A 12,661-nucleotide genomic window follows, 5' to 3' on the forward strand; every position below is an offset into this window, starting at 1 on the left:
GAAAGATAGGCCTCCCAAACTTATACCGTCTCGCTCGCCGCACCCGCGGACCGTTGCGCGAGCCGGTCTTCCCTGCCGAACACCACCATGTACAAGGCGGGCAGAAACACGAGCGTCAGCACCGTCGCCACCAGCAGCCCGCCCATGATCGCGAAGGCCATCGCCCCCCAGAACACCGTGGGCGCAATCGGGATCAGACCGAGCACAGTCGAGAGCGAGGTCAGGAACATCGGCCGTATGCGCGAGGTGCCCGACGCGACCACGGCCTCCAGCACTCCCATGCCCTCCTGGCGAAAGGTCTCGATCTGCACGATCAGGATCAGCCCGTTCTTGGCGATCATGCCGATCAGCGCCAGAATGCCCAGAATCGCGACGAAGCCGAGCGGCCGGTTGAACACCAGCAGTGCGAGCACCACGCCGATCAGCCCCAACGGCATGACCGAAACCACCATGGCGAGGCGCCGGAAGCTCACCAGCAGCACCATCATGCTCGTGAGCATCAGCACGATCATGACCGGCACCACGGCAAACACCGATGCCTGGGAGATCGCGCTTTCCTCGAATATGCCGCCGGTCTCGACCCGGTAGCCCCTGGGCAGCTTCGCATTGAACCCGTCGATCTTCGGCGCCAGCGTCGCCACGACTTCGTTGGGCAGCGCGCCATGCATGACGTCGGCGCGCACCGTGAGCGTCGGCACGCGGTTGCGCCGCCATACCAGCGGCGACTCCTGCTCCTCGGTGAACGTCGCGAACTGGCTCAGCGGCACCATCCGCCCCGCCGGCGTGGGAACCTGCAACGTGCCCAGCGTCTGGACCGTGAGCGGCTGCTCCTGGTCGGCGCGCGCGACCACGTTGACCAGATAGATGTCGTCGCGGATCTGCGTGAGGGGCGTGCCCGTCACGATGGTGTTCATGATCGCGGCCAGCGCGGCGCTGCTCACGCCGAGCTGGCGCGCCTCATCCTGATCGATGTGGATGCGGATCTGCCGGGCCGGCTCCATCCAGTCGAAATTGACATGGCGCGTGCGCGAGTCCGCACCCACGATGCCGGCGAGATCGAGGGCAACCCTGCGCACCTGTGCCGGGTCCGGGCCCGAGACGCGGTACTGCAGCGGCCAGCCCACCGGCGGCCCCAGTTCCAGCGGCGAGACGCGTGCCACGATGCCGGGAAACTGCTCGCTCAGCACTTTCTCCAGTTTCAGTTGCAGCCGGTCGCGCGCCTCGAGGTTTTTTGCCACCACGACGATCTGGGCGAAAAATGGATTGGGCAACTGGGCATTGAGCGTGAGAATGAAGCGCACGGCGCCACGGCCCACATAGCTGCTGAAGTGATCGACATCGGGATCGCTCTTCAAAATGGCTTCGATGCGCGCGACCTGCGCCTCGGTGGCGTGGATCGACGCGTTCTGGCGCAAGGTCAGATCCACCGTCAGCTCGGGCCGGTCCGACGCGGGAAAAAACTGCTGCGGCACGAAGCGCACCAGGAAAATCGACACCACGAACGCGGCCAGCGTAATGGCCAGCGTCAACCACCTCATGCGCAGCGCGCCACGCAGGAAGCGGTCATAGGCCATGATCATCCTGCCGGGCTTGTCCGGCGCCTTGTCTGCCTTCGGCGCCTTCAGGATCGCCTGACCCACGAGCGGCGAGAAAATCACGGCGCCGAACCACGACACGAGCAGCGCGATGGCGACCACCGAGAAAATGGAAAACGTATACTCGCCCGCCGAACTCCTCGCGAAGCCGATCGGCACGAAGCTCGAAATGGACACGAGCGTGCCGATCAGCATCGGCGCGGCGAGCGTCCGGTACGCGAACGTCGCCGCCTGATCCTTGGTGTCGCCCGCGGCGAGCCGGTTGATCATGGCATCGACGGTCGTCATGGCGTCGTCCACCATCAGCGTCAGCGCGATGATCAGCGCGCCTAACGACACGCGGTGCAGGTCGATGTGTACGACGTCCATGATCGCGAACACGATCGCCAGCGTGAGCGGAATCGACGCCGCCACCACCGTCCCCGGCCGGACGCCCAGACTCACGAAGCTGCACGCCAGGATGATGATGATGGCCTGCCAGAGCGACGCCATGAAGTCGCTGATGGCGACATCGACGGTATCGGACTGGTTGGCGACGAGAAAAGGCTCGATGCCGGCGGGCAGGTTCGCGGTCGCATCGGCCATCTCGGCCTTCAGGTTGTGGCCGAGCGCGAGGATGTCGCCCGAATCGCGCATGGCGATGGCAAGGCCGATGGCGGGCTTGCCGTTGACGCGGAACATCGGCTGCGGCGGATCGGCGAAGCCGCGCCGGATGGTGGCGATGTCGCCCAGGCGTACGATGCGCCCGCCCAGCACGAGGTTGACGTTCTCGATATCGCGTTCGGAATCGAAGGCGCCCGTGACCCTGAAGAACACGCGCTCCTGCCCGGTCTGCAGCACGCCCGACGGCCGGATGACGTTCTGCGAGCGCAATGCCGCGACGATGGACGGGTAATCCAGACGCAGGCCCGCGAGACGCGTGGTGGAGAACTCGATATAGATCTGCTCGTCCTGCGCGCCGAGCACCTCGATCTTCGAGACGTCCGGCACCAGCAGCAGACGCGAGCGGATCGCCTCGACGCGATCACGCAGCTCGCGCATGTTGTAGCCGTCGGCGGTGAATCCGTAGATGATGCCGAAGGTGTCGCCGAAGTCGTCGTTGAAGAACGGCCCGAGCGTACCGGCTGGCAGCGTCTGGCGCATGTCGCCCACGTTCTTGCGAACCTGATACCAGATGTCCTGCACTTCGGCGGGCGGCGTCGATTGCAGCAGATCGACGAAGATCGTCGTCTGGCCCGCCGTCGTATAGCTGCGGATGCGATCGAGATGGCGGGTCTCCTGCAGCGTGCGCTCGAGGCGCTCGGTCACCTGCGAGAGCGTGTCGTCGACCGTGGCCCCCGGCCACACGGCGGAGACCACCATGGTGCGGAACGTGAAGACCGGGTCTTCGGCGCGCCCCAGCCGGAAAAACGACAGGGTGCCCGCCACGAGCGCGGCGATCATGAGGAACACGACCAGCGGGCGCTTCGCGAGTGCCCATTCGGATAGATTCGGGCCGATCACCTGGCTACCCCGGTCCAGTGAATTTTTTGTCCCGGCCGCAATGCCTGCACGCCGGCCGTCACGACCACGTCGCCTGGGGCGAGGCCCTGCGAGACCTGCACGCGCTCCTCGCCATACGCCTGAAGCTGCACCTCGCGCACCGACACCGTGTCCGTCTTCGTATCGACCACCCACACCGCCGGCTTGCCTGCGGGCTGGATCAGCGCGCTCGAGGGAATTTCGATGGCGGGCGGCCGCTCGACCTTCATGTGGCCGGTGACCGTACTGCCCAGGCGCATGGCCGCCGGTGGATCGACCAGGCGCACCCTGATCGCGAAGGTGCCGGTCACGGGATCGGCGCGGGGCGATACTTCGCGCACCTTACCGATTGCCGTCACCTGCGGGTTGCTGGCCAGCGCCACGACGATGTCGGGGTTTTGCGGGGCGACGTCCTTGATGGCGGCGGGCACGTCGAATACCGCATCCACTGCGCCTTCGCGGGCGATCTGGACGATCATACGGCCGGCCGGCACCACCTCGCCCGTCTCGGCGCCGCGCGCCGTGACCACGCCCGCGACATCGGAAACGAGATCGGTATAGCTCAGGCGGTTCTGCGCGATGCTCACCAGCGACTGCGCCGAATCGACCTGCGACTGCGTGATCTTCGCCATTGCTTCGGACTGCTCAAAGGAAGCGCGCGAGACGGCGTGCTCCGCGAGCAGATCGCGCATGCGGGTAAACATGGTGCGCGCTTCGAGCGCCTGGGCCTGGGCGGCGGCCAGTTGCGCGCGGGCGGACTGCAGGCTGCTTTCCTCGTTCATCCGGTCGAGCCGCGCGAGCACCTGGCCGGGCCTCACGCGATCGCCGACATCGACGTTGCGGGCGATCATCCTTCCGTCGATACGGAACGACTGGTTGATCTCGGCCTGTGCCTGCAGCCGGCCGGTGAGGGTGATGGTGCTTCCCGCGTCCTGCTTTTCTATCGTGATGACGCGCACCGGACGCACTTCGGCCACCGGCGCCTCTTCGTTCTTGCGGCAGCCCAACAGCGCACCTGCCGCCAGGACGCCCAGCGTCACGGTCAAAGCCAGGGATACCGATCGCCCCGTTGCTTGTATGGCAAACACTGATGTATTCCCCCGTATCCGTGGACAGGCTTCCCGTGTTCATCCGGGAACGACGACAACTGGAGTACCAGAACTACACTGCCTCGCGAATGACCGGCCAGTTCACGCAATGCCGCGACAGCACGCGGCATAACGTTGCCTATGCAACGAGTATCGGTAATCCAGCCACACACGCTTCAGTCAGCCGAACAGCATCTCGCGCTTTGTTTTCGAACATCGGCCCAAGCACCGTCATGCACGAGCAAAGACTATCAAGTTTTTTATCGATCGGTATTTTGTGCTGCCATCTGCGACAGAACTGCTCAAGGGCGCGCCAAAAGTACATGGTCACGGGGCTTTCATGGTCGAAGCGCACATTTTATTCATACGAAACGACAGTTTGTTTGCAATCCTTATAAGCCGTCATGATCGCGTTTCCAGGCTTCCGCGCTGACCAGGAACCTATGCGTCGTGCAGAACGGCCGGTCGCAAGGCCATACGCACGAGGCGAACGATTTCGAGAAGTGCGTCGGCGCGCTCGGGCCGCTCGGCAAGCGCGAGGATCTGCGTGAGGATTTCGCGCAAGCTGGCCGCGTCTGACAGGACACCGGCGCGCAATCGGCCGTCGAACTCTTCTAGCAGGGCATGCGCCGCCGCGAGCCCGTCCTTCGAAATCGTGCGCTCCATTTGAGCGCACTGCTGAGCGAGCGCGTCATAGCCAAATACGTTGAGCGCACCTTTTAGCGAATGCAACTCGGCGAGCATGCGGCCCGCATCGCCGGCGTCATACGCTGCATGGAGCGCTGTCAGTGACGTTTCGCACGACCTCAGGAACGTCGAGCGCACCTGATCCGGAATAGCCCGCCCGCCCAGCACGCCATCACGCGAGCCCTCGCGGCCATCCGCCGGCATCGGCATACGGGCTACGCCGGTGGCCTCCGATAATGTTTCTGACAACTGATCGAGCCGCAACGGCTTGATCACCAACCGTGTGATTCCAGCCGCCTCACATCGCGCGCGCTCCTCCAGCGTCGCGCTCGCCGTCGCGGCCACGATCGGCATCTCCGGCCAGCGGGCCTGGGCCTCGCGCGAGAGCCCATAGCCGTCCAGCACGGGCATCGCCAGATCCGTCAAGAGCACGTCGAAACGCTCCCGCGACAGACATTCCAGCGCGGCCTGTCCGTCTTCCGCCACATGCGGCTCGCAACCGAGCAGTTGCAACTGCTCTTCGAACAACTGGCGGTTCACGGCGTTGTCTTCCGCAACCAGCACCTTCAGGCGACGCGACAGCACGCTTTGCGTCTCCATGGCGACCTCCAGCGGTTGACCCTGCAACGTATACCGCAACGCCGCCGCCAGTCCCTTCAGGCCGTAGCTCGACACCTTCACCACCTGTCCGGTGGCGACAGGATAGGCGGGGCCCTCAGGACTGCAATCGATCATCCAGGACGATTCTGCGAGCAGCTCGCGCTCATCGTCCGCGTGCCAGGTGGCCCGCCCGCCGCAAAGAATCAGCGTGTCCGCCAACGCGAGCGTCTCTGGATCGAGTTGCGCCGGATGCCGGTAGGTCTGCACCTCGAGTCCCCACGCCTGAAGCGCCGCGACCGCATAGGCGTGCCAGGCGTCGGCATCCGCCACAAACAGCACCAGCTCGTGCGCGAACCGCGGCAGGTCCGGTGCCGGCAATGCCGCGCAGTCGCCCATCGGCAAGCGCACCGTAAACGTGCTGCCCTTGCCGGGCTCGCTGCTCACCGTGATCGTCCCGCCCATCGCACTCGCTAGCCGCGCGCACAATGCCAGCCCCAATCCCGTGCCGCCATATCGGCGGCTGATCGTCGCATCGACCTGGGTGAACGCCTGGAACAGGTTCGCCTGCTGCTCGCGCGATATTCCGATGCCGCTGTCTTCCACCTCGATCACCAGCACGCCCTGGCGGCCATCGCGGGCGGGTTGATCGCTGGTGTCGATCTGCTCCGACAACCGCAGCGTCACCTCGCCCTGCTCCGTGAATTTGATGGCATTCGACAACAGGTTGTTGATCACCTGGTCGAGCCGCGTCGGATCGCCCTGCATGGGCTGCGTCGCAGCGGTGCCGAATACCCCCGAGAGCGTCAAGCCCTTCGCCCGCGCCAGCGGCCCGAAAATCGTCAGCGCCCGCGAGGCCACGTCCTGCGCATCGAACACGATGTGCTCCAGCGCCATCTCGCCCGCTTCGATCTTCGAGAAATCGAGCACGTTGCTCACGATCGCAAGCAAGCCGTCCGATGAACTGCGGATGGTCATCAGCCGGTCGCGCTGCAATGCGTCGAGCTGCGAGTGCGACAGCAGCTCCAGATTGCCGAGGATCGCATTGAGTGGCGTGCGGATCTCGTGGCTCATCGCCGCGAGGAACGCCGATTTCGCCGCGTTCGCCGAGTCAGCCGCCTGTTTCGCCTCCCGCAGCTGGCGCGCGAGATTCCTTTCCGCCGTCACGTCCGTGAACGCCGCCACCAGCACATCCTGCCCCTCATAACGAGCCGGCACGATACTCACCGAGAGATCCATCTGCCCGCCTTCACGCGTGGGCAGCGTCAGGTCTTCATGGGTGACGGCTTTCGCCCCGCTGGCCCCGCCGCGCGCCCGGTGACGTCGAACCAGTTCCGCGGCAAGAACTGGCTCTGGCGTGACCATCTGCCTGGCCGTGTTGATCATTGTCGGGCTGCTCAACAGCGCGCGCCCGCTGTCCACCGCGATCAGTTCCAGCCCGACAGGCGCCGTCTCGACCAGAGTACGGCTCAATTGCTCGCTCTCGAACACCCGCTGGGATTGGGTCAGAACGGGCTGGAAAACGCGTCGATTGAATAACAGAATGAGCGTCCACACCACGAGGAGGATGACGCCCGAGGTGGCTGCCGAGGCGCCAACCGGACCGCTCACGCCTCTTGCAATGGCACGCCACGACTCGATAAAAACGAGCGTCGCGCCCGTCGCGCCGATTGGCCAGACAAACATCACGTGGCCATCGCGATAGACGGTCCCCGTCGTCGCGGCGATGCTTTGCGAGCCCAGCGTTCGGGCGATAGTTAGGGACTCCATGTTAACCGCGCGCCCTGCGGCCGATGTGATCACCTTTCCATCGTGCCCGAAAAGCAGCAACGAACCATCAAAGCCGATTCTTCCGAGCGCAGCCGTGACAGTGGAGACAGGCAATTCATAAACCGCCACACCGAACGGCTTCTGGTTGTCGTCGAATACGGTCGCTGCGACTCGAATTGCCGGATCGCCGCTCAGAGGGCTTTCGTAGCTGGGCAACCAGCGAAGCGCCCTCCCACCCGTGCGTGGATCATGCGAAGGCGCGCCTTCCGGCGCGAGAAGATCGCCGTGGGGGCCAAACAATGCGGCCAACAGCCCGGCATGCCCGGAAAAAAGCGGCTCCATTCGGGCATCGCCGGGCCACGGCGTCGCCGCCACGAGCACGACCCCATGGTCAGGGCTGTACAACCATGCACGCAGGGCGCCGCCGTTTCGCTCCGCGGTTGCCGTCAGCGCACGGCTCATCTGATCCGCAAACTGGATATACTGCCCGACTGCCGCGCCAGACGAGGCAGCCGACGTGCCGACAATCGTCACAGGCACCTGATCGGGGGACCGTTGCAAACGAAGCCTCTGGCCGTTTGCGTTGAATTGCTCGACAAGGGCCGGCGAGGCTCGCTCACCCGCGCGCCATGCAAGTTCGATGTATCGGACGGAGTTTTGCACCAGCGCAACCTGGCTCATATACAGACCGGAGACCCGGTTCTCATTGAGCAGGACTTCCTGACGCTGAAGTGCGATATAGGCGCGCACGACGGATGCGACCTCGATGGCGAACGCGGCCAGCACGACCACCGTGATCACTGCCCCGCCGCCAAACATCAACAGATGCTGATAGCGGCGAAAGCGGTCCAGCAGATTGCCTTGCCCGGATCGTGTCATAGGTTCCGGAGGTGCCGACGCTTGCGCCGGGTGCCTCGCCTTGAAGTGGCTTGATCAGCAGGTTGCCGCCCGATTATCCACCGCGCGGCGAAACGGCGAACGCTGGATGACCTGCGGCAGGACAGCGCCATTCCTCACCGCGTCACGTCTCGACTTCCGCGACGCCGCGACCCATCGCGTCAAACTCGCTCTTCCCGACCGCGCCGAGCCCATCGCGCCTGATTCGCGCATCCAGTTCGGCATGCCTCGCGGCGAGCTCATCGTATCCGAGCACGCTCAGCGCACCGCGCATCGAATGCAACTGCGCCAGCACCGCTGCCACGTCACCGGCATCGTAGGCGGCCTCGATTTCCATCCGCGAAGATTCGCGCGACGCCAGGAGCGCCTTCAGCATCTGCGCGGGCAATGGCCGGCCACCCAGCATGCCAGCACGCGCAACCCCGCTAGCGCCAGCTCCCGCGACCACGCCCGGCACGCCAGTCACCGCCGACAACGTCGCCGCCAGATCGGCGAGCTGCAATGGCTTGATCACCACCCGCGCGACGCCGGCGGCCTCGCAACGCGCGCGCTCCTCAGGCGTCGCGTTGGCGGTCGCCGCGACGACCGGCATCTCCGGCCAGCGCAAGCGCGCCTCGCTCGCCAGCGCGTAGCCGTCCAGCACCGGCAGCGCCAGATCCGTCACCAGCACGTCGAAGCGCTCGCGCTGGAGACATTCCAGCGCACCCTGGCCGTCCTCAGCCAGATGCGTCTCGCAGCCCAGCAGGCTGAACTGCTCCTCGAAAAGCCGCCGGTTTACCGCGTTATCCTCTGCCACCAGCACTTTGAGTCTGCGCGAAAACACGCGCTGCACGTCCTCGCCGGCCGCGAGCGGCTCGCCCTCCAGCGTGTACCGTAATGCCGCCGCCAATCCCTTCAGGCCGTAGCAGGAGACCTTGACCTGGCCGCCGGCCGCAACCGGGCAGGCTGGCCCGTCGACACCGCAATCGATGATCCACGCCGCCTCCTCGGCGAGGCGGCGCTCGTCATCCGTGTGCCAGGTGTCGTGCTCGCCGCAGATGATCAGCGTCTGTGCTTCCTCCAGCATCGCCTGATCGATCTGCGCCGGATCGTGGCACGCCTGCACGCTCAAGCCCCATGCCTCGAGCGCCGCCACCGCGTAGGTGTGCCATACGTCGGCGCGGGCGAGAAACAGCACGCGCTCACCCGCGAAACGCGGCATGTCCGGCGCCGCGTCCCATTCGCGCCCCCCGAGCGGCAAGCGCACCGTAAACACGCTGCCTTCGCCCGGTGCGCTCCGTACAGCAATCGAGCCGCCCATCGCATCGATCAACCGTGCGCACAGCGCCAAACCGAGCCCCGTGCCGCCAAAGCGGCGGTTGATCGTCGCGTCTGCCTGGCTGAATGCCCGGAAGAGCAGCGCTTGCTGTCCCAGCGACATACCGACGCCGCTGTCTTCGACCTCGATCACGAGCTGACCGCCCTGAACGGAATCAACAGCCTCGACGGAGATGCGCAACGTGACCTCACCGCGTTCGGTGAACTTGATCGCGTTCGACAGCAGATTGTTCATCACTTGTCCGAGCCGCGTCGGATCGCCTTGCATCGGCTGTGTGAGCACGGGACCGAATGCTCCCGACAACGTCACGCCTTTCGCGCGTGCCACCGGTCCGAACATCGCGAGCGCCCGCGTGGCCACCTCATGCGCGTCGAAGGCGAGGTGCTCGAGCGTCATCTCGCCGGCCTCGATCTTCGAGAAGTCGAGCACGTCGCTGACGATAGAAAGGAGTCCTTGCGATGACTGCCGAACAGTCTTCAGGCGATCGCGCTGCAATGCAGCGAGCGGCGAGCAGGACAGCAATTCCAGATTCCCGATGATCGCATTCAGCGGCGTGCGGATCTCATGGCTCATCGCCGCGAGGAACGCCGACTTCGCCGCATTGGCCGAGTCGGCCGCCTGCTTCGCCTCGCGCAGCCGACGCTCGATCTGCCTTTGCGCCGTCACGTCGGTGAACGCCGTGACGAGCACGTCCTGCCCCTGGTAGCGCGCCGGCACGACGCTCACCGAGAAGTCCATCGTCGCGCCGTCGTGCGCGGGCAACGACCAGTCCTCATGCACAAGGCCGTTTGCGCCCGGCGTGCCCTCACGCTGCCGAAAGCGCCGCACCAGCTCCGCCGTCAGCGTCTCTTCCGGCATGGCCAGGCGCGCGGCGGCGTCGATCATCGCGGGACTACGCAAAAGCGGCTCGCCGCTCTCAACGGCGATGAGCGCGAGTCCGACAGGCACCGTCTCGATCAGCGTACGGCTCAGATGTTCGCTTTCGAACACACGCCGCGAGCGCTCGAGCACGGGCCGGTACATGCGAAGCTTGAAATAAATCAGAAAGATCCACATCACCGACAACGTCGCGATCGTCGCCGCCGCCCCGATAGTTGCCTCGCGGCCAATGCTCGCGAGAACGTCGCGCCATGTGATCGCGTAGACGAGAACCCAGCCCGTATCGCCAAGACGATCGGAGATCGTGAATACGCCGTCGTGCGCGATTTCTATTTTGCGGTGGCCGATCGACGTCACCATGGCCGCCACCTGCATGCGTTGGACCAGCGCGGGATCGACGGCCTCCCCGGCCGTGCTCGCGACGATTGCCCCGTTTTGGCCGATGACCATATAGATCCCGTCGAGCGTATCGACACTCAGCGGCGAAGTGAGAACCTCCGGGGCATACTCGGTGACGAGCGTCGCGACTTGCGCCCCCTCGTCGAGAACCGGGGCGGCAAGACGAATCGCCATCTTTCCGGTCAGTGGGCTGATGGTCGGCGCCATCCATGTGATGGGTCGGCGCGCGTCAGCCTGTTCTTCAGGACGCAGCACGCTCAGTTCATCGAGCCCACTGCCCAAGGCCTCGATCAGGCGCTTGCGCCCGCCACTGGCACCGGTCATCAGTTCCCGACTGGACTGCGGCGCAGTGAGGATCCCTGCAAGATTGCGCTCTCTGGCAATGAAATAGCGGTTCGCCTCCTTCCCGCGCAGCCGCGCGTTGACTGCGCTCACGCGTCCCATTCGTGCGGTGAGACCAACGTAACGACGCAGCAGTTCGTCCTGCGGCAATTTGCCATGGATTCCTAACAATATGGGTGAAAGCGAAGCGGACGGCGGTTGAAGCACGAATGCATAGCCGTTGGTGCCGAAACGCTCGACGAGCGCGGGGTCGATGTGATTCTCCTCACGCCATGCCAGCTCGCCCGCGACGAGGGTCGAGCGAAACAGCGATTCGCTCAACTTGATTTCGTCCATGACGAGGTTGCGGCCGACGAGGAAAGCCTGCCGCTCATCGGCGAGATGTTCAGCGACGGTCGACCAGATCACGACCCCGAAAGCGAACAGGATCATCAGCGAAATGACCACGCCGCCGCCGAAAATGAGCCATTGCTTGTAACGATGCAACTGACCTAAAACCTCGCTTTGGGGACGGGAAGACATGGCGACACCGGTTGATTTTCATGGATCAACAGCGCGCTTCATGCATCTCACCCGCGTGGGCGCACCGACCGGGATCGATTATCGCGACGCGCCCGCGCCTCAGGACAAGAACGCCTTATAAATCAGACAGATACGCCGGAAATTCTCCCCTATATCAGACCAGTCAGACGTGAACGGACGACTTCGAGCCGAGGTCCGGCCAGGTTGCCGGATCTTTCGGTCGGTTTCGGGTACATTAAGTCGGACGTCGCCTGTCAGTGCATCGTGTCTACGCGGAGATTGGCATGAGCAGAATGAAAATCCGTCTTGTGCTTGCCGACGATCATCCCGCGCTGCTTTCGGGCATCAAGCACGATCTGGCCGGCGTGCCGACGCTGGAAATCGTAGGCGAGGCAGCCGACTCGGGCGAGCTCGTCAAGATCCTGCAGAGCAAACCCTGCGATGTCCTGATTACCGATTACGCAATGCCCGGTGGCGAGTACGGCGACGGCCTGACGCTCCTCTCCTACCTGCGGCGCACCTGGCCGGCGCTCAAGATCGTGGTCTTCACGATGATCGAAAACCCCGCCATCACGCGCGAAATCGCGAAACTGGGCGTGCAGTCGGTGCTGAGCAAGGCCCACGACACGAGCCACCTGATCTCGGCGGTTCACGCCGTGCATGCCGGCGCCACCTATTTTCGTGCGTCGCCTCGCGAAACCGAAGACGCCGCTCCCGATCTCGCCCTTGCGAGGAACCCGCGCGCGCTGACGCTGAGCACGCGTGAGACGGAAGTGATCCGGCTTTTCGTGTCGGGAATGTCGGTGAATGAAATCGCCGACCAGCTGCATCGCACGAAGCAGACAATCAGCGCCCAGAAGACGCGCGCGATGCGCAAACTCGGTATCGAGCGCGACGCCGATCTGTTCCGGTTCGCGTTCGAAGCGGGGCTCGGCGTCGCGACCGACGGCCCGCGCCAGGATGGCTGAGCAAGCCGGGGATCTCGCCCGCCGCAATCAGCCCAATATCGACCGTTCGAAAAGTGAATTTCCGGAGATTGAAAAACA

Annotated in this window: 5 protein-coding genes; 1 reads left to right on the forward strand and 4 read right to left on the reverse strand. The window is 64.6% G+C overall.

Annotation, left to right across the window (positions count from 1 at the left end; genetic code table 11):
• Positions 1-20: 20 nt before the first annotated feature.
• From VSR34_RS17240 to VSR34_RS17255, 4 genes are all read right to left on the reverse strand, one after another.
• Positions 21-3,098, reverse strand: a complete 3,078-nt coding sequence (locus VSR34_RS17240; protein WP_342963026.1) for an efflux RND transporter permease subunit — start codon at positions 3,096-3,098, stop codon at positions 21-23.
• The gene (locus VSR34_RS17245) at positions 3,095-4,156 is read right to left on the reverse strand and encodes an efflux RND transporter periplasmic adaptor subunit (protein ID WP_342963027.1); all 1,062 of its coding nucleotides are present in this window, start codon (positions 4,154-4,156) and stop codon (positions 3,095-3,097) included. Before VSR34_RS17245 ends, VSR34_RS17240 begins: the two co-directional genes overlap by 4 nt.
• 489 nt (positions 4,157-4,645) lie before the next feature.
• A complete protein-coding gene (locus tag VSR34_RS17250; protein ID WP_342963028.1) occupies positions 4,646-8,059 on the reverse strand; it encodes an ATP-binding protein in 3,414 nt (1,137 codons plus the stop codon).
• A 220-nt stretch (positions 8,060-8,279) separates the two neighbouring features.
• Positions 8,280-11,615, reverse strand: a complete 3,336-nt coding sequence (locus tag VSR34_RS17255; protein ID WP_342963029.1) for an ATP-binding protein — start codon at positions 11,613-11,615, stop codon at positions 8,280-8,282.
• A gap of 284 nt (positions 11,616-11,899) precedes the next feature.
• On the opposite strand from VSR34_RS17255, the gene VSR34_RS17260 reads away from it, so the two are divergent.
• Positions 11,900-12,583, forward strand: a complete 684-nt coding sequence (locus VSR34_RS17260) for a response regulator transcription factor (RefSeq protein ID WP_028212803.1) — start codon at positions 11,900-11,902, stop codon at positions 12,581-12,583.
• Positions 12,584-12,661 lie beyond the last annotated feature (78 nt).

Source organism: Paraburkholderia sp. JHI2823 (genome assembly GCF_038900695.1).
GTDB classification, from domain to species: Bacteria; Pseudomonadota; Gammaproteobacteria; order Burkholderiales; family Burkholderiaceae; genus Paraburkholderia; species Paraburkholderia mimosarum.

What these genes read in the sequence shown, in the direction of transcription:
- VSR34_RS17255 (WP_342963029.1), bottom strand. Translation starts at nt 11,615, where the DNA reads ATGTCTTCCCGTCCCCAAAGCGAGGTTTTAGGTCAGTTGCATCGTTAC.
- VSR34_RS17260 (WP_028212803.1), top strand. Translation starts at nt 11,900, where the DNA reads ATGAGCAGAATGAAAATCCGTCTTGTGCTTGCCGACGATCATCCCGCG.